The organism is Nocardioides panacis (genome assembly GCF_019039255.1).
GTDB lineage: Bacteria > Actinomycetota > Actinomycetes > Propionibacteriales > Nocardioidaceae > Nocardioides_B > Nocardioides_B panacis.
Genome location: NZ_CP077062.1, coordinates 621,303 through 644,932 on the forward strand (window position 1 = coordinate 621,303; position 23,630 = coordinate 644,932).

The 23,630-nt window shown below is 73.6% G+C and carries 26 protein-coding genes and 2 pseudogenes; 18 read left to right on the forward strand and 10 right to left on the reverse strand.

Annotated features, from left to right (window positions below; all coding sequences use genetic code 11):
• Positions 1 to 22: 22 nt before the first annotated feature.
• Positions 23 to 1,462 carry a cytochrome ubiquinol oxidase subunit I gene (locus KRR39_RS03115; RefSeq protein WP_216940703.1) on the reverse strand — a complete coding sequence of 480 codons (1,440 nt, stop codon included), beginning with the start codon at positions 1,460 to 1,462 and terminating at the stop codon, positions 23 to 25.
• A 231-nt stretch (positions 1,463 to 1,693) separates the two neighbouring features.
• Here KRR39_RS03115 and KRR39_RS25880 point away from each other — a divergent pair, with 231 nt between their 5' ends.
• Genes KRR39_RS25880 through KRR39_RS03125 form a run of 3 tightly spaced genes read left to right on the forward strand, consistent with a single transcriptional unit; the run spans position 1,694 to position 3,607 of the window.
• On the forward strand, positions 1,694 to 2,188 hold the full coding sequence (locus KRR39_RS25880; protein ID WP_367303704.1) for a universal stress protein: 495 nt from the start codon (positions 1,694 to 1,696) through the stop codon (positions 2,186 to 2,188).
• Entirely contained in the window at positions 2,088 to 2,627 is a 540-nt protein-coding gene (locus KRR39_RS03120) for a universal stress protein (protein WP_367303777.1), read from the forward strand. Before KRR39_RS25880 ends, KRR39_RS03120 begins: the two co-directional genes overlap by 101 nt.
• On the forward strand, positions 2,624 to 3,607 hold the full coding sequence (locus KRR39_RS03125; RefSeq protein WP_216940705.1) for an Acg family FMN-binding oxidoreductase: 984 nt from the start codon (positions 2,624 to 2,626) through the stop codon (positions 3,605 to 3,607). The genes KRR39_RS03120 and KRR39_RS03125 overlap by 4 nt, the downstream gene beginning before the upstream one ends.
• A gap of 18 nt (positions 3,608 to 3,625) precedes the next feature.
• Here KRR39_RS03125 and KRR39_RS03130 read toward each other — a convergent pair whose 3' ends face one another.
• Genes KRR39_RS03130 through KRR39_RS03140 form a run of 3 tightly spaced genes read right to left on the reverse strand, consistent with a single transcriptional unit; the run spans position 3,626 to position 5,444 of the window.
• Positions 3,626 to 4,273: a 4a-hydroxytetrahydrobiopterin dehydratase gene (locus KRR39_RS03130; RefSeq protein WP_216940706.1), complete on the reverse strand. Its 648-nt coding sequence runs from the start codon at positions 4,271 to 4,273 to the stop codon at positions 3,626 to 3,628.
• 60 nt (positions 4,274 to 4,333) lie between these two features.
• Positions 4,334 to 4,933, reverse strand: a complete 600-nt coding sequence (locus tag KRR39_RS03135) for a CBS domain-containing protein (RefSeq protein ID WP_216940707.1) — start codon at positions 4,931 to 4,933, stop codon at positions 4,334 to 4,336.
• The gene (locus KRR39_RS03140) at positions 4,920 to 5,444 is read right to left on the reverse strand and encodes a universal stress protein (RefSeq protein WP_216940708.1); all 525 of its coding nucleotides are present in this window, start codon (positions 5,442 to 5,444) and stop codon (positions 4,920 to 4,922) included. Before KRR39_RS03140 ends, KRR39_RS03135 begins: the two co-directional genes overlap by 14 nt.
• A 155-nt stretch (positions 5,445 to 5,599) precedes the next feature.
• Here KRR39_RS03140 and KRR39_RS03145 point away from each other — a divergent pair, with 155 nt between their 5' ends.
• Positions 5,600 to 5,785: a hypothetical protein gene (locus KRR39_RS03145; protein WP_216940709.1), complete on the forward strand. Its 186-nt coding sequence runs from the start codon at positions 5,600 to 5,602 to the stop codon at positions 5,783 to 5,785.
• A complete protein-coding gene (locus tag KRR39_RS03150) occupies positions 5,773 to 6,231 on the forward strand; it encodes a pyridoxamine 5'-phosphate oxidase family protein (protein WP_216940710.1) in 459 nt (152 codons plus the stop codon). The genes KRR39_RS03145 and KRR39_RS03150 overlap by 13 nt, the downstream gene beginning before the upstream one ends.
• 25 nt (positions 6,232 to 6,256) lie before the next feature.
• On the opposite strand, the gene KRR39_RS03155 is transcribed toward KRR39_RS03150, so the two are convergent.
• On the reverse strand, positions 6,257 to 6,673 hold the full coding sequence (locus KRR39_RS03155; protein WP_216940711.1) for a pyridoxamine 5'-phosphate oxidase family protein: 417 nt from the start codon (positions 6,671 to 6,673) through the stop codon (positions 6,257 to 6,259).
• Between the two features lie 9 nt (positions 6,674 to 6,682).
• The gene (locus tag KRR39_RS03160) at positions 6,683 to 7,651 is read right to left on the reverse strand and encodes a universal stress protein (protein ID WP_216940712.1); all 969 of its coding nucleotides are present in this window, start codon (positions 7,649 to 7,651) and stop codon (positions 6,683 to 6,685) included.
• Positions 7,652 to 7,791: 140 nt separating this feature from the next.
• Between KRR39_RS03160 and KRR39_RS03165 the strand changes: the two genes are divergently transcribed.
• The 5 genes from KRR39_RS03165 to KRR39_RS03185 all read left to right on the forward strand — a co-directional run bounded on the left by KRR39_RS03165 (position 7,792) and on the right by KRR39_RS03185 (position 12,562).
• Positions 7,792 to 9,531, forward strand: a complete 1,740-nt coding sequence (locus KRR39_RS03165) for a sensor histidine kinase (protein ID WP_216940713.1) — start codon at positions 7,792 to 7,794, stop codon at positions 9,529 to 9,531.
• Between the two features lie 70 nt (positions 9,532 to 9,601).
• Complete coding sequence (locus tag KRR39_RS03170) at positions 9,602 to 10,282, forward strand: response regulator (RefSeq protein WP_216940714.1); 681 nt, start codon at positions 9,602 to 9,604, stop codon at positions 10,280 to 10,282.
• Positions 10,283 to 10,386: 104 nt separating this feature from the next.
• Positions 10,387 to 10,977 carry a DoxX family protein gene (locus KRR39_RS03175; protein ID WP_216940715.1) on the forward strand — a complete coding sequence of 197 codons (591 nt, stop codon included), beginning with the start codon at positions 10,387 to 10,389 and terminating at the stop codon, positions 10,975 to 10,977.
• A 126-nt stretch (positions 10,978 to 11,103) separates the two neighbouring features.
• The gene (locus KRR39_RS03180) at positions 11,104 to 11,973 is read left to right on the forward strand and encodes a universal stress protein (protein ID WP_216940716.1); all 870 of its coding nucleotides are present in this window, start codon (positions 11,104 to 11,106) and stop codon (positions 11,971 to 11,973) included.
• 37 nt (positions 11,974 to 12,010) lie between these two features.
• A complete protein-coding gene (locus KRR39_RS03185; RefSeq protein ID WP_216940717.1) occupies positions 12,011 to 12,562 on the forward strand; it encodes a flavodoxin family protein in 552 nt (183 codons plus the stop codon).
• A 1-nt stretch (position 12,563) separates the two neighbouring features.
• On the opposite strand, the gene KRR39_RS03190 is transcribed toward KRR39_RS03185, so the two are convergent.
• Both KRR39_RS03190 and KRR39_RS03195 read right to left on the reverse strand, forming a co-directional pair.
• Entirely contained in the window at positions 12,564 to 14,039 is a 1,476-nt protein-coding gene (locus KRR39_RS03190) for a sensor domain-containing phosphodiesterase (RefSeq protein ID WP_216940718.1), read from the reverse strand.
• Positions 14,040 to 14,172: 133 nt separating this feature from the next.
• Positions 14,173 to 14,367 (reverse strand): hypothetical protein, encoded by a 195-nt coding sequence (locus tag KRR39_RS03195; protein WP_216940719.1) that lies wholly within the window; start codon positions 14,365 to 14,367, stop codon positions 14,173 to 14,175.
• Positions 14,368 to 14,518: 151 nt separating this feature from the next.
• On the opposite strand from KRR39_RS03195, the gene KRR39_RS03200 reads away from it, so the two are divergent.
• From KRR39_RS03200 to KRR39_RS03205, 3 genes and pseudogenes are all read left to right on the forward strand, one after another.
• On the forward strand, positions 14,519 to 15,430 hold the full coding sequence (locus tag KRR39_RS03200; RefSeq protein WP_254185479.1) for a LysR family transcriptional regulator: 912 nt from the start codon (positions 14,519 to 14,521) through the stop codon (positions 15,428 to 15,430).
• A gap of 146 nt (positions 15,431 to 15,576) precedes the next feature.
• A pseudogene (locus KRR39_RS25885) lies at positions 15,577 to 15,771 on the forward strand (sulfatase-like hydrolase/transferase); the annotation flags it as partial.
• 73 nt (positions 15,772 to 15,844) lie between these two features.
• Positions 15,845 to 17,761, forward strand: a pseudogene (locus KRR39_RS03205) (sulfatase-like hydrolase/transferase); the annotation flags it as partial.
• A 6-nt stretch (positions 17,762 to 17,767) separates the two neighbouring features.
• Here the strand turns inward: KRR39_RS03205 and KRR39_RS24265 are convergent.
• Complete coding sequence (locus tag KRR39_RS24265; protein ID WP_254185480.1) at positions 17,768 to 18,178, reverse strand: hypothetical protein; 411 nt, start codon at positions 18,176 to 18,178, stop codon at positions 17,768 to 17,770.
• 82 nt (positions 18,179 to 18,260) lie between these two features.
• On the opposite strand from KRR39_RS24265, the gene KRR39_RS03210 reads away from it, so the two are divergent.
• Both KRR39_RS03210 and KRR39_RS03215 read left to right on the forward strand, forming a co-directional pair.
• Positions 18,261 to 18,452, forward strand: coding sequence for a PspC domain-containing protein (locus KRR39_RS03210; RefSeq protein WP_216940720.1), 192 nt, complete (start codon positions 18,261 to 18,263; stop codon positions 18,450 to 18,452).
• Positions 18,453 to 18,492: 40 nt separating this feature from the next.
• The gene (locus KRR39_RS03215; protein WP_216940721.1) at positions 18,493 to 18,804 is read left to right on the forward strand and encodes an EthD family reductase; all 312 of its coding nucleotides are present in this window, start codon (positions 18,493 to 18,495) and stop codon (positions 18,802 to 18,804) included.
• Here the strand turns inward: KRR39_RS03215 and KRR39_RS03220 are convergent, their stop codons facing one another.
• Positions 18,805 to 20,598 carry a DEAD/DEAH box helicase gene (locus tag KRR39_RS03220; protein ID WP_216940722.1) on the reverse strand — a complete coding sequence of 598 codons (1,794 nt, stop codon included), beginning with the start codon at positions 20,596 to 20,598 and terminating at the stop codon, positions 18,805 to 18,807.
• 107 nt (positions 20,599 to 20,705) lie between these two features.
• Here KRR39_RS03220 and KRR39_RS03225 point away from each other — a divergent pair, with 107 nt between their 5' ends.
• From KRR39_RS03225 to KRR39_RS03235, 3 genes are all read left to right on the forward strand, one after another.
• Positions 20,706 to 21,923 carry a threonine synthase gene (locus KRR39_RS03225; protein ID WP_216940723.1) on the forward strand — a complete coding sequence of 406 codons (1,218 nt, stop codon included), beginning with the start codon at positions 20,706 to 20,708 and terminating at the stop codon, positions 21,921 to 21,923.
• 101 nt (positions 21,924 to 22,024) lie between these two features.
• A complete protein-coding gene (locus tag KRR39_RS03230; protein WP_216940724.1) occupies positions 22,025 to 22,987 on the forward strand; it encodes an amidohydrolase family protein in 963 nt (320 codons plus the stop codon).
• Positions 22,969 to 23,622: a cysteine dioxygenase gene (locus KRR39_RS03235; protein WP_216940725.1), complete on the forward strand. Its 654-nt coding sequence runs from the start codon at positions 22,969 to 22,971 to the stop codon at positions 23,620 to 23,622. The genes KRR39_RS03230 and KRR39_RS03235 overlap by 19 nt, the downstream gene beginning before the upstream one ends.
• Positions 23,623 to 23,630: the final 8 nt, after the last annotated feature.

Below are 23,630 nucleotides of genomic sequence, written 5' to 3' on the forward strand. Positions count from 1 at the left end.
CCTCGTTCTCGGTCCGGTCGGCTCAGTAGGCGTAGGCGAGCGGCCGGTCGCGCGGGTCGCCCTCGTCGGTCGGCGCGACCGGAGCGGGGTCCGCCCCGGCGCGCACGATCTTCAACGTCAGCCCGATCTCGACGATCGCCAGGACGCCGTACAGCAGGGTGAGGGTGACCAGCGAGGTGAGCACCTCGCCGGCCCCGACGCCGGGGGAGACCGCGCTCGCGGTCGTCATCAGCCCGAACACCGACCAGGGCTGCCGGCCCATCTCGGTGAACAGCCAGCCGAACGAGTTCGCGCCGAGCGGCAGCAGCGGCAGGGCGATCCCCACCCACGCCCAGCCGCGGGAGACGGGGACGCCGCCGCGGCGGGTGCGCCACAGCACCAGCGCGGCCAGGGCGGCGGCCACCAGGCCGAGCCCGATCATCAGCCGGAAGCTCCAGTAGGTCACCGGGATCACCGGCGTGTAGCCGCCGGCGGAGTAGTAGGCCGCGCCCGGGTCGGCGCCGTAGGTCTGCTGGTACTGCGCGCGCAGCTCGTCGATGCCCTCGACCCGGCCGTCCCAGGTGCCGGTGGCGAGGAAGGACAGCACGCCCGGCAGCTTCACCGACCACTTCTCCTGGCTGCCGTCGAGCGACCCGATGGTGAGGATCGAGAACGAGGCGGGCTGCTCGGAGTGGTAGAGCGCCTCGGCCGCCGCCATCTTCATCGGCTGGACCTCGGTCATCACCTTGCCGGAGACGTCCCCGGAGACCGCGACGCCGAGACCGGCGACGAGCAGCACCACCGAGGAGAGCCGGATCGCCGTGCGGTACATCGGAAGGTCCTCGGCCGGCGTCGTACGACGGACCGTCAGCCACAGTGCGACGCCGAGCATGAACGCCGCACCGGTGAGGTAGGCGGCGAGCACGGTGTGCGGGAAGGTCACGAGCTGGACCTTGTTGAACAGCACGGCCGCGAAGTCGTTGAGCTCGGCGCGTCCGGTGCGCGGGTTGTAGGAGTAGCCGACCGGGTGCTGCATCCAGGAGTTCGCGGCGAGGATGAAGTAGGCCGAGAGCAGCGTGCCGACGTGCACCACCCAGATGCAGCCCGCGTGGACCGCGCGCGGCAACCGGTCCCAGCCGAAGATCCACAGGCCGAGGAACGTGGACTCGAGGAAGAACGCGAGCAGGCCCTCGATGGCGAGCGGGGCGCCGAAGATGTCGCCGACGAAGCGCGAGTAGGCGCTCCAGTTCATCCCGAACTGGAACTCCTGCACGATGCCGGTCGCGACGCCGAGCGCGAAGTTGACCAGGAAGAGCTTCCCGAAGAACTTCGTCAGCCGTAGCCAGTGCTCGTGCCCGCGGCGCACCCACAGCGTCTCGCAGACCGCGACCAGCGCGGAGAGCCCGATGGTGATCGGCACGAACAGGAAGTGGTAGACGGTGATGATGCCGAACTGCCAGCGTGCGAGGTCGAGAGGGTCCACGGCCCTGCCTTCCGGTTCGTCGAAGTGATCCCTCCCGATCCTGGGAGCGCGCACACCGGCCGGACAGGGACCAATGACCCTCGCGCGGGCGCCGGAGGTCCCCAGGGCAGGGCGGCCGCACCGGCCGGCGCGCGTCCCCACGTTCGTCCCGGCCCGCCGGGACCTTGTGCCCTTCCAGGTCTGCGGGCGCCCCCAGCAGCCTGGAGGCAACCACACAGACGGGACAGCAGGATGACCGTTCACGAGCGCCTCCCGATCCTCGTCGCCGTGGGCGACTCCGACGCCCACGACGCCGCGCTCCGCTTCGCTGCCGAGCAGGCCGTGCGCGAGCACCGCCCGCTCCGGCTCGTGCACGTGCTGCCGTCGTCGGCCGGGGGGGATGTTCCCGGAGCAGATGCTGGTGAGCTTCGAGGCGGCCACGCTCGTCGCCCAGCAGCTGCTGACCGCCCAGGTCGAGCGCGCCGAGGACCTCGTGCGCGGTCAGGTCGCGGTGGACAGGACGCTGCGCCGCGGTCCGGTCGTCGAGCAGCTGCTCGAGCTGTCCCTCACCGCCGACCGGGTCGTGCTCCAGCACCGCCAGCAGGGCAAGGTGCGCCGCGTCTTCACCGGCTCGGTGTGCGCCGGGATGGCCGGCCGGGCCGCCGTACCGGTGGTGTCGGTGCCCGAGCTGTGGGTTCCGTCCGACCGGCCACCGGAGGTGCTGGTGGGCCTGGACGGCTCCGGTGACCACCGCGCCCTCCTCGCCCACGCGTTCGACGAGGCCGACCGTCGCAACGCCGCCCTGCGGGTGCTGCACGCCTGGTTCGTGCCGGCGATGTACGACAACGTGATCGTGGACCGGGTCGCCCAGGACGAGTGGGAGGAGTCCGCGAGCCGGATCGTCGACGTCGAGCTGCAGCCCTACCGCCGGGCCCACCCGAGCGTGGACGTGCGGATCGACGTCGTGCACAAGCGCCCGGCCGACGCCCTGGTCGAGCGCGCCGGGCACTGCACGCTGCTCGTCGTCGGCCGGCGCGGCGCCGCGCACGGGCTGACCCACCTCGGGTCGGTGACGCGTGCGGTGATCCGTGAGTCGCCCTGCCCGGTCACCATCGTGGCGCCGGCCGCCGTGGGCACCTCCGGCCGCGACGAGGCGGCCGTCGAGGAGCCGGTGATGTCCCCATGAACCCGGTGCCGCCCACGCCCGACGAGGTCGACGAGATCCTCGAGCTCGCCTGCCGCGCGCCCAGCGTGCACAACACCCAGCCCTGGTCCTGGCGGGTCGCGGGCGGCCTGGTCGAGCTGTACGCCGACTTCCGCCGTCAGCTGGTGTACGCCGACCCGACCCGTCGCGACCTGATGCTCAGCTGCGGTGCCGCCCTGCACCACTTCCAGGTCGCCGCCGCCGGGAGGGGCTGGGCGACCAGGGTGCGCCGGCTGCCCGACCCCGGCGACGAGCGGCACGTCGCGACCGTGCTGCTGCGCCGGGCGCGCAGCTCCAGCGACTCCGCCGAGCTGCTGCGCGCGATCGTGGAGCGACGTACGGACCGGCGCCGGCTGTCCTCGTGGCCGGTGCCCGCCGAGCGCCTCAACAGCCTGTCGTCGACCGGCAGCGTGTGGGGCGCCCAGGTGCTTCCGGTCTCCGGCGAGGCGGCCCGCGAACGCCTGCACCGGCTCACCGAGCGCGCCGACGCGGTGCAGCGCGGCAACCAGAGGTACGTCGCCGAGCTGGCCGCCTGGACCGGCACGTCCGGTGCCCAGGGGGTGCCCGTCACGCACGTGCCCACCCGGGTCGGCGCCGACACCGCGGACCCGCTGAACCGGCGCTTCCCGGGCGGCGCGCTGGCCGACCCCGAGGTCGACCCCGGCGACGCCGAGGACGGCATGCTGCTGGTCTGCACGTCCTCCGACGACCCGATCTCCCGGGTCCGGGCCGGGGAGGCGCTCAGCGCGGTCTGGCTGCAGGCCACCCGCGAGAACCTGTCGGTGCTGCCGCTGAGCCAGGCCGTCGAGGTCGACGAGACCCGGCGCGAGCTGCAGGTCGACGTCCTCGGGGACCTGGCGTTCCCGCAGATCCTGCTGCGCGTCGGCTGGCTGCCGACCACCCGCAGCAGCCTCGACCCGACCCCGCGCCGTCCCGTCGACGAGGTGCGCATCCGGTCCTAGCGGCCGGTCGGCGGTGGCTCACCGTCCGAGCACCGTGCAGACGCAGGCCCGGTTGCCCTCCGGGTCGGCGAGCACCACGAACGAGGGCGCCTCGGAGTCGTCGACCACCCGGCCGCCGGCGGTGACCGCGGCGGCGATCCGCTCGTCGGCGACGTCGTGCGGCACCCACACGTCGAGGTGGAAGCGCTGGCGGGGCGTCTCGTGGGCGTCGGTGTCCTGGAACCACAGCAGCGGGACCTGCCCCGTGGGGTCGACGACGTCGTCACCGTGGTGCGCGTCGGTGCTGCCGGTGAGCAGCGCGGCCCAGAAGGGGCCGGCCGCGGCGACGTCGGCGGTGTCCAGCGCGAGCTCGACCTCGGCCAGGCCCGCGGGCTCCGCGGGAACCCCGAGGCCACGGGCGATCTCGCTGACCCGGCGGGCGAGGTCGACGTCGCGCGAGGTGATCGCCCCGACGTCGTGGCTGACCAGCCGCAGGTCGACCCGGGGGTAGGTCAGCGTGACGTCGGGATGGTGGCCCGCGCTCTCGGCCGCCTCGCCGACGGCGGCGACGAACGCGAGGCCGGTCGCGAAGTCGCCGGTGCGGAACCGCGCGAACAGGGCCTGGGAGAGCCTGCGCCAGTCGGTCAGGCCGGCGTCGAGGATCTGCTGGTTGGTGAGCTTCTCCATGCTCGCCAGTATGGTCCCGGGCACCGACAGCCGTCAGGACCCGCATCCGGCACGGCTGGGTCAGAACGGCTGGGTGACCCGCACCCCGCTGACCCCCGGGACGGTCGCCGCCAGGGTCTCCGCGAGCGCCCGGGCCCTGTCTCCCACCGGTCCGTCCACGGTGACCACGCCGTCCTGCACCGCGACCGTCCAGTCCATCCCGACGGCGCGGTACAGGTCGTCGATCTCCCGCTCGAGCCGCTCGTCGGCGCGGGCGAGCACGTGCACCACGTCGCGGCGGCTGAGCATGCCCAGGACGTGCAGCCCGTCGTCCACGACCGGGACGCTCTTCACCGAGGTGCTGGTCATCAGCTCCACGGCCTCGGCCACGTCGAGCTGCGGGCCCACGGTGACGGGGTGGTGGTTCATGACCTCGCCCACCGTCCCGGGGCGGGACGGCTGGGCGGGCTCCCGGCTGATGTCCAGGTGGCCGCGCGGGTCGCCGGCCACCGCGTCCCGGACCAGGTCGGCCTCGCTGACCACGCCGACGATGCGGCCGTCCGGCCGCACGACCGGCATCGCCGTGATGGTGTGCTCGTCGAGGCGGCGCAGCGCCTCTCTCGTCGACGTCTCCGGGTGCACGGTGATCGGCCACTGGGTCATGACCTCACGGACCAGCATGGCTGACTCCTCTCGGTGGTACGTCGACGAGGTTGGTGTGCAGCTCGTCGTACGACGACGGGGACGGCGGCAACGGCGCCTCGGGCACGACCAGCACGGGGCAGCCGGCCGAGCGCAGGCACTCCTCGCGCACCGAGGCCCGCGACCGCTCCGCGCCCCACGGGCGCTCGGTCGCGCCGAGCACCAGCAGGGCGGCGCCCTCGGCGGCGCGGACCAGCACGTCGGCGGGCTGCCCCTCGACGATCACGGCGGTGACCGGGGGCTGGACGCCCACGACCCGGGCGGCCCGTGCGGCCACCGCGGACTGGGCGCGCAGGGCCCGGCGCCGCGCGGCCCGCGAGAGCACGAAGCCGCCGTCGTGGTGCCCGGGGTCCCGCCACGACCAGGCGGTCACGACCTCGACGACGAGCCCGCGGTCCCGGGCCTCGAGCAGCCCGGCGACGAGCGCGCAGACGCTGGCGGCAGACCCGTCCACGCCGACGACCACGGTGCCGGACCGGTCGGAACTCATGGCGGCCTCCTCTGGCTCTGCCCCCAGCCTGGGCGCCCTCCGCCCGCGTCGGAAGGGACCTTCGCCACGACTAGGGCCTACCGATGGCCCTCGGCGGCGCCGACCGTCCCCGCCACGCTGGGGAGGACGGGTACCGGCGCGCGAGGAGGACGGTCATGCAGCGGAACGAGCACGCCGTACGGGTGGTCGTGGGGGTCGACGGGTCGGAGCGGAACCTCGCGGCGGTCGAGTGGGCGGCAGGGGAGTCCCGGGACCGCAGCCACCGGCACCTGCGCTGCCGCAAGGTGCCGCACCACGCGACCTGCCCGGTGGCCGTCCAGGGAGCACCGTGCCCGAGCTGATCCGGCTGACCGACGCCGAGTGCCGCTGGCTGCTGGCCGCCAACGTGGTGGGCCGGGTCGGCTTCGACGCGGGCGCCGGCCCGCGGATCCACCCGGTGAACTACGCGATGGACGGCGACGCGGTGGTGCTGCGGACGGCCGAGGGCTCCGAGCTCGCCGGTCTCGCGGACCGGGGCGCGGCGCCGGCGGGCCCGCTGGTCGCGTTCGAGGTGGACCACGTCGACTACGACCGGCACCAGGGCTGGAGCGTGCTGGCCGTCGGCCGGGTGAGCCGGGTCGTCGACGCCGCCGACCTGGAACGCATCGCCCGCGAGTGGTCCCCGCGGCCGTGGGCCGGCGGCGAGCGGGAGGTCGTGCTCCGCGTCGCCGTCCTGGAGCTGACCGGGCGGCGGCTCGGCAACGACTGGCCGCCGACGACCGGGTCGCCGGTGAACCGCACCCTCTGAGCCTGCGGTGAGCCGCTCGAGGGCCTCAGCCCGGGAACAGCCGACGGCCGGTCACCGAGGTGCCGGGCACGTGGACGAACAACGACCGGGTGCCCTCGGCCCACGGCACGGGACGTTCGTCGCGCAGCAGCGCGTGCACGTCGTCGACGAACCCGGCCGTGCCGCGCACCAGCACGCTCCAGCCGGACTCGGTGAAGTCGTCGACCTCGTCGACCTCGAAGCACGCGGGCCTGCCGTTCAGGTGCTGCGCGATCGAGTTGTGCGGGGCGGTGCGGAACAGCACCCCGCCCTCGTACGGCACGAAGTTGACCGGGAGCACCACCGGCCCGTCGGCGGTGCAGAACGCGACGCGGCCGACGGACCGGCCGGTGAGCAGCTCGAGGCACTCGGCGCGGTCGAGCTCGGTGATCCGGCCGTGCACCCATCCTGGTGAGGTGGTCATGGTGGGCTCCTAGATCATCGGTCCCCACGCGTCGCCCGAGGGCCGCGCGGAGGTGGGCTCGGTGCGGGCGGTGGTGGAGAGCGGCACGACGGCGACCGGGGTGTCGGCACGGTGCAGCACCGCGCGGGCCGTCGACCCGAGGCGGAGCCCGCGGTGCCGCGAGGCGGGCGTGTGCCGGCCCACGATCAGGAGCTGGGCGACCTTCCCGGCGTCGAGGACCGCGTCGCAGGCCCGCTCGGCCGCGGTGGTGGCGACGACCTCGACGTCGTCGTACTCCTCGCGCCACGGGACCAGGTGCTCCTCGAGGGCCGCGGTGATCCGGCTGCGGAAGTCGGCGATGTCGGTGGGCGACCAGCCGTAGAGGGCCGGGATCTCCCAGGCGTGCACGACGACGCAGGGGACGCGCAGCCCGCGGGCCTGCTCGAGCGCGAACCGCAGCACGGCGGTGTCGCTGTCGTCACCGAGGGTGGTGCCGACCACGACGGGCGCCGAGGCGTGGCTCGACGGCGTCCAGCTGTCGGGCACCACCACCACAGGCACGGGGGAGCGGCCGGCCAGCGCGATCGACGTGCTGCCGAGCAGCGCGCGCCCCAGCGTGTGCAGCCCGCGCCGCCCGACGACGAGCATCCGGGTGTCCTCCCCGGCCGCGTCGAGCAGCACCGCGGTGGGGGACCCGGCGGTGACCTTGGGCGGCAGCGTCGCGACGTCGGCGCCGAGCCGGTTGGTGAGCCGGGTCATCGACTCGCGCGTGGTGGCCTCGGTGTCCCCGCCCACGTAGACCTGGGCGCTCCCCGGAGCAGGACCGACCAGGGTCGGGCACGCGCTGACCACCTGCAGCAGGTCGTGGTGCCGGGCCGCCTCGGCGCTCGCCCACAGCACCGCACCGGTGCTCTGGTCCGCGAGCTCCAGGCCGACGGCGATCCGCGCGCGGCCGGTGGGGGTGCTGCCCGCACGGCTGGTGCTGGTCTGGGTGGTCATGGTGTGCTCCTTCGCTCTCCGGACCTCCATCGTGCGAGCCGCCCGGCCGCACCCGCCAGGGAGGACGGTCCTGCACACAGGGACCAAGGTCCCGTGACGGCTGACTAGGATGCGGACCGGAGACCGGACGAGGGAGCGCGATGGGTTCGTCGAGCAACGAGGGGCCACCGAGCCCGTCGTCCGTGCTGCCGCCGCTGTCCGGGGCCGGCCTCGACGACCTGCTGCGCGAGCTGCTGGCCCGCGTCGACGGCGTGGTCCAGGACCAGCGTCGGCTGCGGCTGCTGCTCGACGCGGTCGTGGGCATCGCCGCCGACCTGTCGCTGGACAGCGTGCTGGCCCGGATCGTGCAGGTCGCCAGCGAGCTCGCCGACGCGAGGTACGCCGCGCTCGGTGTGCTGGGCGGCGGCTCCGAGCAGCCGCTGCGCGCGTTCATCCACCACGGCATCAGCGAGCAGCAGGGGGAGCAGATCGGCGACCTGCCCTCGGGGCACGGCCTGCTGGGGCTGATCATCGACCGCCCCGAGCCGCTGCGGCTGCACGACATCGCCGAGCACGCCGCGTCGTACGGCTTCCCGGAGCACCACCCGGAGATGCGCTCCTTCCTGGGCGTCCCGGTTCGGATCGGCGACCGGGTGTTCGGCAACCTCTACCTCACCGAGAAGGCCGGCGACGGTGACTTCACCGAGCAGGACGAGGCGGTCGTCGTGGCGCTGGCCGCGGCCGCCGGCGTGGTCATCGAGAACGCCCTGCTCTACGAGGAGGGTGCCCGGCGCGAGCAGTGGCTGGAGGCCACCGCGGAGATCGCCGGCTCGCTGGTCGGCGGGGTCAGTCGCGTGGACGCCCTGCAGACGGTGGCCGACCGGGCCCGGCAGATCGCGTCCGCCGACCTGGCCACGGTGGTGGTGCGCGCCGAGGGCGACCACCTCGAGGTCGAGGTGATCTCCGGCGCGGCCACCCCCGAGCCCGGGGTGGACGCGCCGCTGAGCGTGCACTCCACCCTGGCCGGCACGGTGATCGCGACGGGCGAGACGGTCGTCGTCGAGAACGTCCTGACCGACGACCGGGTCGCGCGCCACGTGCTGCCGGACCACTGGCCCCCGACGCTCGGCCCGATGGTGCTGGTGCCGCTGCGGACCCCCGACGGCATCGAGGGCGTGCTCACCCTGGCGTGGACCCGCGACCGGGTGACCGCCTTCCGCGGCCTCGACGTGCAGATGCCCGAGCGGTTCGCCGCCCAGGCCGCGCTGGCCCTGCAGGTCGACCGGGGCCGGGAGGACCGCGAGAAGCTCGCGGTCTTCGAGGACCGGGACCGGATCGGCCGCGACCTGCACGACCTGGTCATCCAACGGCTGTTCGCGATCGGCCTCGGCCTGGAGAACACCGCCCGGGTGGCCGAGCAGCCGGAGGTCGCCGACCGGGTCGCCGCCGCCGTCGACGACATCGACGAGACCATCAAGGACATCCGGCGCTCGATCTTCGCGCTCAGCGTCGCCGCCGACTCCGCCGACGTGCGGGCGATGGTCGGCGACCTCGTCGAGCGGGCCGCCAAGGTGCTGGGGTTCGCCCCGACCCTGCGCTTCGAGGGCCCGGTCAACAGCGCCGTGTCCTCCCGGACCGCCCCGCACCTGGCCGCGGTCCTGGGGGAGGCCCTCACGAACGTCGCCCGGCACGCGGACGCCACCCGGGCGTGGGTGCACCTCGCGGCAGGCCGCCAGGTGGTGCTGACCGTCGGCGACGACGGCCGCGGCATCGCCCCGGACGTGACGCAGAGCGGGCTCCGCAACATCCGCGAGCGGGCCGAGGACCTCGAGGGCACCTGCTCGATCGAGTCGGCACCCGGCGACGGGACCGTCGTCACCTGGACGGTCCCGGCCGGCTGAGGACCTAGGTCCCGCGCCGCGGGCCCGAAGGACCTCCTCCTGTGGGCGGCACAGGTCTACCGTGAGCGCCATGACTGCCGACTCCTCCGCGACCAACGCCGAGCCGAGCGCCTCGGATCCGATCCGGGTGTTCCTCCTCGACGACCACGAGATCGTGCGGCGAGGCCTCAAGGAGCTGCTCGAGAGCGAGGGCGACATCGTGGTCGTCGGCGAGTCGGGCCTCGCGCAGGAGGCGACCCGGCGGATCCCCGCGCTGCGACCCCACGTCGCGGTGCTCGACGGCCGGCTCCCGGACGGGTCGGGCATCGACGTGTGCCGGGAGATCCGCTCGAAGAACCCCGAGATCGCGGCGCTGATCCTCACGTCCTACGACGACGACGACGCGCTGTTCTCCGCGATCATGGCCGGCGCCGCGGGATACGTCCTCAAGCAGGTGCGGGGCAACGACCTCGTCGAGACCGTACGTCGCGTGGCGGCCGGCCAGTCCACCCTCGACCCGGGCGTCACCCAGCAGGTGCTGGACCGGCTGCGCCGCGGGCCCGAGGAGGACCCGGCCCTGGCGCCGCTGACCACGCAGGAGCGCCGGATCCTCGAGCTGATCGGCGAGGGCATGACCAACCGGCAGATCGGCGAGGCGATGTTCCTGGCCGAGAAGACCGTGAAGAACTACGTGTCGGCGCTGCTGTCCAAGCTCGGTCTGGAGCGACGTACCCAGGCGGCGGTGTTCGCGGCCAAGCACCTCGGGCACTGACAAAGGTCCCCTCATGTCCTGACTTCCTCCCCTTCCCGGGGCCTCCGCGGTCCGACAGCCTGAAGGCGTCAGACAACCGGGCTTCGAGCCCAGAGGAGGGCACCATGAGCAGCATCCGTCAGCACCGGGACCGCCAGGACGAGAGCAGCACCCGTCTCCCGGACCCGAGCTTCGTGCACCCCGAGCTGGTGGCACCGGAGACCGGTGCGCAGCGGGTGGGTCGCTACGCCTTGGCCGCCGCGAGGCTCAGCCTGGGCTGGGTGTTCCTGTGGGCCTTCCTCGACAAGGCGTTCGGCTTCGGCCACGAGACCGCCCACGCCGACGCGTGGATCCGCGGCGGCAGCCCGACCAAGGGCTTCCTCGCCTTCGGTGCGGCCGGCCCGTTCAAGGGCTTCTACCACTCGATCGCGGGTGCCGCCTGGGCCGACTGGCTGTTCATGGCCGCGCTCCTCGGCATCGGGCTCGCGCTGATGCTGGGCGTGGCGATGCGCATCGCGGCCGGCAGCGGCGCGCTGCTCCTGGTGATGATGTGGACCGCGGTCCTGCCGCCGGCGAACAACCTGTTCATGGACGACCACCTGATCTACGCGATGGTGCTCGTCGCGCTGGCGGCGCTCGGGGTGGGAGCCACGATGGGGCTGGGCCGGCAGTGGGAGCAGCTCCCGATCGTGCAGAAGCACCACTGGCTCCAGTAGCCGGGAACGCACCAGAGGGCCGGGTCGGCAGACCCGGCCCTGCTGCTGCGCGGAGGGGTCCTTGGTCCCCTCCGGTCGTGGCCACGGACCCTGCCGTACGGCGCCGGGCGCGACGACGCTGGAGCCATGAACACCACCATGAAGCAGGGGTCCGTCGTCGTCGGCGTGGACGGGTCGGCCGGCAGCGGCGCGGCCCTCGAGTGGGCCGTGGCCTACGCGCAGCAGCGCCGCCGGCCGCTGCTGCTGGTCAACGGGGCCGGCGACCCGCGCAAGAGCAGCTCGTTCATCGGCATCGACGACGCCCGGCACGATCTGCGCATGGAGGCACGGCGGGTCACGGACCAGGCCCTCGCGGTGGTGCGGCGGCTGGCACCCGACCTCGACGTCGAGGTCACCACCCCCCTGCACGACGCCCGCCAGGCCCTGCTGGACCTCACCGAGAAGGCCTCGATCCTGGTCGTCGGCACCCGCGGGCTCGGGCCCGTCAAGGCGCTGCTGCTCGGCTCGGTGAGCACCGCCCTCGCCGCGCACGCCGAGTGCCCGGTGGCCGTGGTCCGGCCCGCCGAGCGCGACCAGGACGGCCGGTCCCCGGTCGTCGTCGGCGCCGACGGCACCGAGGCCTCGACCGCTGCCCTCGAGCTGGCCTTCGAGCTGGCCTCCACCGACCGCCGCCCGCTCGTGGTGGTGCACAGCTGGTCCACCAACGACACGTTCGTCGACCTCGCGTCGTACCAGCAGCGGGTCGACGCGGTCGAGGAGCACTCCCGGATGCTGGCCGAGTCGCTGTCCGGCTACGAGGAGAAGTACCCCGACGTCAGCCTCGAGCGCCGGCTGCCCGACGCCGGCCCCCTCGACACCCTGGTCGACCTGTCCGCGACCGCCGCCGCCGTGGTCGTCGGGTCGCGCGGGCGCACCGGCCTGCACGCCCTGGGCGGCTCGGTGAGCCGCGCGGTCGTGGAGCACGCGCACTGCACCGTCGTCGTCGCCCGCCCGTGACGGGGCCGTGAACCACCTCGAGCAGAAGGAGATCGTGATGAGGGCACTGGTCGTCTACGAGTCGATGTTCGGCAACACCGAGCGGGTGGCGCGGACGGTGGCCGACGAGCTGTCCCGGTCGATGGAGGTGGACCTCCGCGAGGTCTCGCAGGCGCAGGCCGCGATCCACGACCTGGCCGACATGGTGGACCTGATCGTGGTCGGCGGTCCCACCCACGCCTTCTCGCTGAGCCGCCCCAGCACCCGGGAGGAGGCCCTCGGGCGCGGCGCCACCCAGGGCTCGGCCGAGGTCGGGGTGCGGGAGTGGCTCGAGGCGCTGCCCTGCGGCCCGCACTCGGAGAGCCTCGCGACCTTCGACACGCGCGTCACCAAGGTCCGGCACCTGCCGGGCTCCGCGGCCAAGAAGGCCGAGCGGATCTCCCGGTCGCACGGCTACCCGCGGGCGCTGTCCCGGGAGAGCTTCTACGTCGCGGACGTCAACGGTCCGCTGCTGCCCGGCGAGCTGGACCGGGCGCGGGAGTGGGGACGGGACCTCGCGCTGCGGGTCGCGGACCTGGCGGAGGGCCGCCGGCAGTCCCAGGCGACCTGACCTACGTCCCCGAGGGGGCGTAGGGCACCGGCAGCACGTGCGCCACGACGCAGTACGGCTCACCCTCCGCGGTGTGCACGCTCGCGGCGAACACCTCGACCGCCAGCGTGCCGCCGTCGGCGTGCACGTAGCGCTTGAACACCCGGTGCTGGTTGACCAGCCCGGTGCGGACCTCGGCGAGGTTCAGGGCGTCGTTGCGGAGGTCGTCGGGGTGCGTGATGTCCGCGACGTTCATCCGGAGCAGCTCGGAGACCGACCGGCCGAGCAGCTCGGCGAGCGCCGGGTTCACGCGCAGCAGCCGACCTTCGTAGTCGCTGAGCGCGATGCCGATCGGGGCGCCGCTGAACGCGCTGCGGAACAGCTCCTCGCTGTCGGCGAGCGCCTTCTCGCGGTCCACGGTCGAGGTCACGTCGGAGAGCACGCAGAGGATCTCGCGGACGTCGCCGGAGGCGTCGTGCATCGGCTGCACGATGCCGCGCAGCCAGCGGGAGGTGCCGTCCTTGTGCGCGACGCGCAGGGTCGCCGGCCCCTCGTCGTGGCCGTCCCCGAGCAGCTCCCCGAGCGGGCGGCCGACGACCTCCGACGGCATCCGGCCGAGCATCCGCCGGCAGGACGCGGACACGTAGGTGACGCGACGGTCCCGGTCGGTGACCACCACGAGGTCCTCGCTGCCGGAGAGCGCCACCGGGGCCGGCGTCGACGTGGCCAGCAGCGGCGAGCCGCCCGCGGTCTGCGGCGACCCCGACGCGGGCGCGGGGACCGGCCGCCCGAACAGCCAGCCCTGGGCGGTGTCGCAGCCCATCGACACGAGCTGCTGGGCCTGGTCGAGGTCCTCGATGCCTTCGGCGCACACCCGCAGCCCGAGCGTGTGCGCGGCGTCGATCACCAGCTGCACCAGCACGGCGTCCTGGGCCTCGGTGGCGACCCGGCGGATCAGCGAGCGGTCGATCTTGACGGTCTGGAGCGGCAGGTTGCGCAGCAGCGTGAGCGAGGAGTGGCCGGTGCCGAAGTCGTCGAGGGCGAACTGGACCCCGAGGTCGCACACCCGCCGCAGCACCGCGGCCGCGTCGGCGACGTCGGTGACGATCGCGGTCTCGGTGACTTCCAGGCACAGCCGTTCCGGGCCGAGCCCGCTGTCGCCGAGGGCGATCTTCACGTCGTCGACGAACATCGGGTCGCGCAGCTGGACGGGGGAGACGTTGACCGAGACGACCAGGTCGTCCGGCCACGAGGCCGCCTGGCGGCAGGCCCGGTCCAGCACCCAGCGGCCGAGCTCCACGATCAGACCCGTGGACTCCGCGAGCGGGATGAACTCGTCCGGGGGTACGGCGCCGAGCTCGGCGTCCTGCCAGCGGGCGAGCGCCTCGACGCCGACCATGGAGCCGTTCGAGAGGTCCACGACAGGCTGGTAGTGCAGGCACAAGCCACCCGTGAGGATCGCCTCACGCAGTCGTGCCTCCATGGCACCCGGGTCCACGACGTTCTCCTGCCCAGGCCTCCGGTGCGCCGTCAGGGGGGTTCGGCGTCGGAGAGCGCTGACTCTCAGGGCACCAGCATGGCCCACTTCAGGGCGCCGTACCCGCGATATCGCCGGTTTGGTGGGTCCCGGTTCAGGAGGCGAGCGCGTGCTCCGGGTCGCGGGTCGCGGACCGGGTGGCCGCGCGGCCGGTGCGCACCGTCGCCGGGGCGCCGCACCAGCAGGTCAGCAGCACGGTGATGCCGTGCTCGTCGTTGATCATCCCGGTGACCTGGGAGGCGAAGAGCAGCTGCCGCTTCCCGCACGCGGGGCAGTGGTGGTCGAACATCAGGGCTCCTCCTCCGGATCGGGTGGTGGACGGGTCCTGCGACCCGTCCCGGGACCAGCGTAGGCAGCGTCTAGGTCTAGCGGTAGCCTCTCTTTCCTGGCTCTACCCAAGGGAAATCCTATGGCTACCATTCATCAGCTGCGCTGCTTCCATGGCGACCTACGAGCTGGGGTCGCTGACCGCGGCCGCGGACGAGCTCGGCTACGCCCAGCCCTCGGTCTCCGAGCAGGTCCGGTTGCTGGAGCGCGGCATGGGGGTGTCGCTGTTCCGGCGGGTCGGCCGCGGGGTGGTGCCGACCGAGGCGGCCGAGGCGCTGCGTCCGCACGCCGGGCGGACCCTGGCCTCGGTGGAGGCCGGTCGCCAGGCGGTCTCCGAGGTCGCCGGGCTGATCACCGGCACGGTGCGCTTCGGGACCTTCGGCACCGCCCGGCTCTACTTCGGGGCCCAGCTGGTGGCCGACCTGCTGGCCCGGCACCCCGGGGTGCGCGTCGAGCTGGTCGGGCAGAACTCGGTGGCCGTGCAGGAGGACCTGCACCGGGGCCGGCTCGAGGCGGCGCTGATCGCGATCCCGCTGGCCACCGAGCGGATGACCGTCACGCCGGTGGCCCGCGACGAGCTGGTCTTCGTGAGCAGCGACCCGGACAAGCTGCGGAAGCCGGTGAGCGTGGCGACGCTGGCCCGGGCCACCCTGGTGATGGCCGAGACCAGCTACCGCGAGACGGACTCGGCCCGCCGGCTGCTGCGCGAGGCGCTGCAGCGGTCCGGGCACACCCTGCGCACCAAGATCGAGGTCGAGGACGTCGAGACCGCCGTGGAGGTGGTCGGGCTGGGACTCGCCGACTCGGTGCTGCCGCGGGGTGCGGTCGAGCAGCTCGCGCCGCGGCTGGCGCCCGGGGTCGGCTGGGTGTCCCTGCGTCCCCGGGCCTACGAGACGATGGCGGTGGTGCACCGCCAGGACGCCGAGCTGTCCGCCGCCGCCCGGCTCGTCATCGAGCTGGCCACCCAGCGCGTGCAGGCGGTCTGCGAGCCGGTGCACGCGACCCCGGCGCGCCGGGCGGACTAGCGGCCGGTCGCCCGCGGGTGTGGTGACATGTCCCCGTGCCCGACCTGGACCGCACCCGCCTGCCCCTCGACCTCCTGCGCGACCCGGTGCGGGCGGTCCGGCCGCCGACCGGGGCGCCGAACGTGCTGGTCGTGGTGGTCGACGACATGGGCTTCGGGGCGTCCAGCGCGTACGGCGGCCCGTGCCGGATGCCCACCGCGGACCGGCTCGCGGACACCGGGCTGCGCTACAGCCGGTTCCACGTCACCTCGCTGTGCTCGCCGACCCGGCAGGCGCTGATGACCGGGCGCAACCACCACTCGGTGGGCATGGGCGTCACCTCCGAGATGGCCACCTCCGAGCCCGGCTACACCGGCTACCGGCCGGCCAGCGCGGCGACGCTGGCCCAGGTGCTCGGGGGGCAACGGCTGGAGCACCGCGGCGTTCGGCAAGTGGCACCAGACCCCGCCGGTCGAGGTCAACGCGTCCGGGCCGTTCACCCGCTGGCCGACGGGCGAGGGCTTCGACGCGTTCTACGGCTTCATGGGCGCCGAGATGAACCACTGGTACCCCCAGCTCTACGACGGCACCACGCCGGTGGAGCCGGACCGGCTGCCCGAGGACGGCTACCACCTCACCGAGGACCTGGTGGACCACGCCGTCGACTGGGTCACCGCGCAGCAGGAGCTGACCCCGGACAAGCCGTTCCTGTGCTACCTCGCGCTCGGCGCGACCCACGCGCCCTTCCACGTGGCGCCGGAGTGGATCGAGCGGTACGCCGGCGCGTTCGACGACGGCTGGGACGTGCAGCGCGAGCGGACCCTGGTCCGGCAGAAGCAGCTCGGGCTGGTGCCGGAGGACGCCGAGCTCGCACCGTGGGCGGAGGGGGTGCCGCACTGGGACGAGCTCGACCCGGTCGCGCGCCGGGTGGCCGCACGGTTCATGGAGACCTACGCCGGCTTCGCCGAGCACGCCGACCACCACGTGGGCCGGCTCGTCGACCGGCTCCAGCACCTCGGCGTCCTCGACGACACGCTGGTGCTCTACCTGCTCGGCGACAACGGCGCCTCGGGGGAGGGCGGTCCCGAGGGGACGATCCGCGAGCACCTCGTCGGGCACGGCTTCGCCGACGACGTGCCGGCGATGGACGCGGTCCGCGACCGGATCGGCGACGCGTCGACCTACGGCATCTACCCGGTCGGCTGGGCGCTGGCGATGAACACCCCGTACCAGTGGACCAAGCAGGTGGCCTCGCACTTCGGCGGCACGCGCGACGGGCTCGTCGTGCACTGGCCGGCCGGCATCGAGGCCTACGGCGAGGTGCGGCACCAGTTCCACCACGTCATCGACGTGCTGCCCACCGTGCTCGACGCCTGCGGGGTGCCCGCGCCGGCGACGGTCGACGGCGTCCCGCAGCAGCCGGTCGAGGGCACGTCGATGCGCTACTCCTTCGACGACGCGAGGGCCGCGGACCGCCGTACGACGCAGTACTTCGAGATGGTCGGCAACCGGGGGATCTACCACGACGGTTGGACCGCGGTGACCCGGCACGGGACGCCCTGGCTGATGGTCGGGGCGCAGCGGTCGTTCGACACCGACGTGTGGGAGCTCTACGACACCCGCACCGACTGGACCCAGGCCCACGACCTCGCGGCGCAGCACCCGCAGCTGCTGGCCGAGCTGCAGGGGGTGTTCGCCGCAGAGGCGGACAAGCACCAGGTGTTCCCGCTCGACGACCGGGTCACCGAGCGGGAGAACCCGGCCGTCGCCGGCCGGGTCGACCTGCACCACGGCCGCACCTCGCTGCGGTTCGGCCCGCGGGCCGGCCGGCTGACCGAGGAGGCCGCCCCGAACGTCAAGAACCGCTCGCACACCGTGACCGTCCAGGTCGCGGTCGACGGTCCCGCCGAGGGCGTCCTGGTCGCCCAGGGCGGCCGGTTCGGCGGCTGGTCGCTCTACTGCCACGACGGGCGGCTCTGCTACGCCTACAACCTCCACGGTCGCACCCTGACCACGGTGCGGGCCGACCGGGTGCTGGAGCCCGGGGAGCACGAGCTGCTCCTCGACGTGGCGTACGACGGGGGGCCGCCCGGCGACGGCGCGGAGGTCGCGCTGGTCGTGGACGGCGCCGAGGTCGGTCGTGGCCACGTGCCGGCCACCACGGCCTACTACTTCAGCTTCGACGAGACCTTCAACGTCGGCGTGGACCGTGGCACGCCGGTGACCGACGACTACCCGCCCGTGCGCAACGCGTTCACCGGCACGCTCTACGGCGTCCGGGTCGACCTCGCCCCGCAGGTCCCGCTCGACGACGCGGGCCGGCAGCGGGTCGTCACCGCCACCCGCGACTGAGCCCGTTCAGGCCGCGTCGTCCAGCCGGAAGCCGACCTGCTCCAGGACCCGCTCGACCCGCCGTCGCTCGGCGTCCAGCTCGACGCCCGGCGGCAGCACCGCGAGCAGGTGCTCCACCGACAGCGAGTCGCACGCCTCCGCGAGCACCAGGTCGTAGGCGCGGCGGCGACCCTCGAACTGCGCGAAGGACACCCCGCCCTGCTGCACGTGCCGGAAGCCCAGCCCGAGCCGCTGCGCGTCGCGGGCGATCAGCTCGATCGGCCGTCGCGGGCGGGCCGGGACCGCGGCCGGCGGGAGGGGCCGGCCGAGCCGACCGGAGAGGCGCCGCCGGAGCTGCCCCAGCCGCTGCGGACCCAGCACGGAGACCGTGACCACCGCCGCCAGCAGCGCCACGCCACCGAGGGGTTGCGCGTCCATCCTTCGATGGTAGGTCGGTGCTCACCGTGCGCACCAGGCTGCTCGCTAGGCTCGGAGCACGCCACCGGGAGGGAACCCCACCATGAGCCCCGCATCGAGCACCGCACTCGTCCGTCCGCGCCACCGCGTCATCGCCGGGGTCTGCGCCGGGATCGCCGACCGCTTCGGCTGGTCGCCCAACCTGGTGCGGTTCCTGTTCCTGCTCAGCTGCATCCTGCCGGGACCGCAGTTCCTGGTCTACATCGTGCTCTGGGTGACGATCCCCTCCGAGTAGCGAGTGGCGGCCGGCACCCGCGGCGGGCAGAGTGGCGGCCATGAGCTACCAGCTGACCGTCATCTACCACCACCCCGAGGACCCGGCCGCGTTCGACGCGTACTACGAGTCGACGCACGCCCCCCTCGCCTCGAAGATCCCCGGCCTGCGCAGCTACACCTCGCAGAAGCCCGGCCAGGGGCCCGAGGGGGACCCGGCGGAGTACCTCGTCGCGATGCTCGTCTTCGACGACCAGGCCGCCTTCGGGGCCGGCATGGGCAGCGAGCAGGGCCGCGCGGCCGGCGGTGACGTCGCCAACTTCGCCACCGGCGGGGTGACCATGCTGGCCGGTGAGGTCACGACCTACGTCTAGCTAGTCGCGGTTCTTGGTGCGGGGCTTCGTGCGCTCCTTCGCGGCGCCCGGGCTCCGCGCCGGCGCGCTGGCGTCCGGGGTGATCTCGATCAGCTTGCCGCTGATCCGGGTGCGGTCGAGCAGCGCCAGGGTCTGCGGCGTGAGGTTCGCCGGCAGCTCCACGATCGAGTGGTCGCCACGGATGTCGATGTGCCCGAAGTCCGAGCGCTGCAGGCCGCCCTCGTTGGCGATCGCGCCGACGATCTGCCGGGGCTCGACCTTGTGCCGCTTGCCCACCGAGATGCGGTACGCCGCCATCGGCACGTCCGAGCGGGGACGGCGCGGGCCCTTCGGGGACTCGCGGCGCGGGGGCCGGTCGCCCTGGTCGCGGCGCTGGCCCTTCTCGTGGTCCCAGCCGCCGGCCCTCTCGCGCTTGCCCTCGAACACCTTGGGCGGCGTCTCCGGCTCCGGCTCCATCAGCAGCGGCTGGTCGTCCTGCATCAGCACGGCCAGCGCCGCCGCGATGTCGGTGGCCGGCACGTCGTGCTGGTTCTCGTAGTCGGTGATCAGGTCCCGGTAGAACCCGACCTGGTCGGAGCCCAGCGCCTCGGTGATCGAGTCGCGGAACTTCGCGACCCGGGTCTCGTTGACGTCCTCGACCGTGGGCAGCCGCATCGGCGTCAGCGGCTGCCGGGTGGCCCGCTCGATGGACTTCAGCAGGTGCCGCTCGCGCGGGGTGATGAACGAGATCGCGTCGCCCGCGCGGCCCGCGCGTCCGGTGCGGCCGATCCGGTGCACGTAGGACTCGGTGTCGGTGGGGATGTCGAAGTTCACGACGTGCGAGATGCGCTCGACGTCGAGACCCCGGGCGGCGACGTCGGTGGCCACCAGGATGTCCAGCTTGGCCTCGCGCAGCTGGTTGATGGTGCGCTCGCGCTGGGCCTGCACGATGTCGCCGTTGATCGCCGCGGCCGAGAACCCGCGGGCCCGCAGCCTCTCGGCGAGCTGCTCGGTGACCTGCTTGGTGCGGACGAACACGATCATGCCCTCGAAGTTCTCGACCTCGAGGATCCGGGTGAGGGCGTCGACCTTCTGCGGGTAGCTGACCATCAGGTAGCGCTGGTTGGTGTTCGCCGACGTCGTGGTCTTGTTCTTGACGGTGATCTCGGCGGCGTCGGTGAGGTACTTCTTGGAGATCCGGCGGATCTGCGGCGGCATCGTCGCGGAGAACAGCGCGACGTGCTTGTCGTCGGGGGTGTCGGACAGGATCTTCTCGACGTCCTCGGCGAAGCCCATCTTGAGCATCTCGTCGGCCTCGTCGAGCACCAGGAAGCGCAGCTCGGACAGGTCGAGCGTGCCCTTCTCCAGGTGGTCCATGATCCGGCCCGGCGTGCCGACGACCACGTGCACGCCCCGGCGCAGCGCGGACAGCTGGACGCCGTACCCCTGGCCGCCGTAGATCGGCAGCACGTGCAGGCCGGGGAGGTGCGCGGCGTACCGCTCGAACGCCTCGGAGACCTGCAGCGCGAGCTCACGGGTGGGCGCGAGGACCAGCGCCTGGGGCGTCTTCTGCTTGAGGTCGATCTTGGACAGGATCGGGACCGCGAAGGCGGCCGTCTTGCCGGTGCCGGTCTGCGCCAGCCCGACCACGTGGCGGCCCGCGAGCAGCGCCGGGATGGTCGCGGCCTGGATCGGGGACGGCGACTCGTAGCCGACGTCGGAGAGCGCGCGCAGCACCCGCTTGTCGATCCCGAGCTCCGCGAAGGTGACGCCGGGCTCGGTCTGGTCGTTCTCGTTCTCGTCCTGCGGGGGCATCCCGCAAGCGTAGTGCCGCGCAGATGCGCCCGGAACCTCGGTGGAGCACCACGGCCCGGGCTACCGCCGGGACTGCGACCCAGGTCACGCGTGCGAGGGTGGAGCGCATGTCCTTCTCCCACTTGTCCCACCTCGAGTGCTCGAGGACCGGAGCCCGCTACGACGCCGACCAGGTGCAGGGCGTCAGCGACGTGGGCGCCCCGCTGCTGGTGCGCTACGACCTCGACGGGGTCCGGGCGAGCGTCACGCCGGCCGAGATCGCGGGGCGGCCGCACGACCTGTGGCGCTACCACGAGGTGCTGCCGGTCCGGGACCCCGCGCACGTGACCACCCTCGGCGAGGGCATGACGCCGCTGCTCCCGCTCCCGTCGTACGGCGCCCACATCGGCGTGCCCGGGCTGCTGATGAAGGACGAGGGCCTGGTGCCCACCGGCAGCTTCAAGGCGCGCGGCGCGGCCGTCGGCGTGTCCCGGGCCCGGGAGCTGGGCGTCGAGGCCGTCGCGATGCCCACGAACGGCAACGCCGGGGCGGCCTGGTCGGTCTACGCGGCCCGCGCCGGCCTGGGGTCGCTGATCGTGATGCCGGTGGACGCCCCGGAGATCACCCGGCGCGAGTGCGTCGTGTCCGGCGCCGAGCTCTACCTGGTGGACGGGCTGATCAACCACGCCGGTGCGCTGGTCAAGGCCGCGGTCGCCGAGCGGCCCGGGACCCAGGAGGTCTCGACGCTCAAGGAGCCCTACCGCATCGAGGGCAAGAAGACGATGGGCTACGAGATCGCCGAGCAGCTCGGCTGGCGGGTGCCCGACGTGATCCTCTACCCGGCCGGGGGCGGTGTCGGACTGATCGGGATCCACAAGGCGATGCTGGAGATGCGCGAGCTGGGCTGGATCGGCGCCAAGCTGCCCCGGCTGGTCGCCGTGCAGGCCGACGGGTGCAAGCCGATCGTCGACGCGTTCGACGCCGGGCTGGACGAGAGCACGCTGGTCGAGGGCACGCACACGCTGGCGTTCGGCATCAACGTGCCCAAGGCGCTCGGAGACTTCCTGGTCCTGCAGGCCGTCCGGGAGTCCGGCGGCACGGCGGTGGCGGTGACCGACGAGGAGATCCTCACCGAGCTCGGCGAGCTGGCCACCCGGGAGGGCGCGTGGGTCTGCCCGGAGGGCGCGGCCTGCTTCGTCGCCGCCCGGCAGCTGCGCGAGCGCGGCTGGATCGCCGAGGGGGAGGAGGTCGTGGTGCTGAACACCGGCACCGGCCTGAAGTACCCCGACACGGTGAGCGTCGACGTCCCCACCCTCGCCCGGGACGGGGCCGTGCCCGCCCGCTGACACGCCGGTCCGGGTGCTGGACCCGGCTCCTCGCGGCCGCTAATCTCTATAAACTCAGTTGAGTTACTTTGGTTAGGGTACGATGGGAGGAAGAGGTGGACATGGCAGAGACGCAAGCGACGGACGTGCACCAGCACCTCTGGCCGGAACCCCTCGTCGACCGTCTCCGCGCCCGCTCGCGCGTGCCCTACCTGCGGGGCTGGACCCTCTTCACCCGCGACGAGCTGCCCTTCGAGGTCGACCCCGCCCACCACGACGTGCGCACGCGGGTCGCGGCGGACCACGCCGACGGCATCGGCCGGGCCTGCGTCTCGCTGTCGGCGCCCCTGGGCATCGAGAGCCTGGAGCGCCCGGAGGCGGACGCACTGCTGGCCGCCTGGCACGACGGCGCCCGGGCGTTGCCGGCGCACTTCGCCGCGTGGGCCTCCGCACCGACGACCGACCCCGACCTCGACGAGCTCGCAGGCCTGCTGCGCGAGGGCTTCGTCGGCGTGCAGCTCCCGGCCACCGAGCTGCTCACCCCCGACGCCTGGGAGCGTCTGGGGGACCTGCTGCGGGTCGCGGAGCGCGCCGACAAGCCGGTCTTCGTGCACCCCGGGCCCGAGCCGGTGCGCGCGTCGGCAGGCGCCCTGCCCGCGTGGTGGGCGCCCGTCGTCGGCTACGCCACCCAGATGCAGGCCGCCTGGTGGGGCTGGCAGGCCGCCGGAGGTCGCGAGCTGTTCCCGACGCTGCGCGTGCTCTTCGGGGCCGGCGCCGGGCTGGCCCCGGTCCACCACGAGCGGCACGTCGCCCGCGGCGGCGACTCGCCGACCATCGACCCCGGCCTGTACGTCGACACGTCGTCGTACGGTCCGCAGGCGCTCGACGCCCTGGTCCGGGTCCTCGGCATCGACGTACTCGCGCTGGGCAGCGACAGGCCCTACGCCCGTCCCCTCGACCGGCTCCTCGGCGACGCGGCCACCCACGCCATCCGGGTCGTCAACCCGGTGCGACTCCTCGACGGACACCACACGACGCAGCACCAGGAGAGAGTGGAGGGACGGACATGGCCCCGAGCCAGCTGACCGCAGCACTGCCCGCGCACCGTGCGGTCGACTACGCACCCGAGGCCGGGCGTCTCACCCTGGACGACCTGCCCGCCCGGGACCTCGACTACGAGGAGCTCCGGCAGCTCGCCGCGTCCATCGCGTCCGACCCGGACTCCTGGGCGCACCTCGTCGGCTTCGACGACCAGGAGCGGGTGTACGCCTCGCTGCACCGCGACGCGCACGTCGACGTCTGGCTGCTGTGCTGGACGCCCGAGAACGACACCGGCTGGCACGACCACGACATCTCCTCCGGTGCGGTCGCGGTCGTCGCCGGCGAGCTCGTCGAGAACAACCTGACCGTGGGCTCCGGGGCGCTGGAGACCCGGATCGGGGCCGGCAAGGCCTTCTCCTTCGGCCCCGAGCACATCCACCGGCTCAACGGCGCGCAGGCCGGCTCGGTCTCGGTGCACGCGTACTCCCCGCCGCTGTGGCGGATGGGCCAGTACGCCGTCAGCGACGCCGGCGTCCTGCGCCGGGTGTCGGTGTCCTACGCCGACGAGCTCCGCCCCCTCCCCCTGACGAGCCACCCACCCGGGCCTGAATCAAGCCCGACCCGGGCCAAAGTCAAGCCCGACCCGGGCCTGAGTCAAGCCCGACCCGGGTCGGGGTGACATCAGGC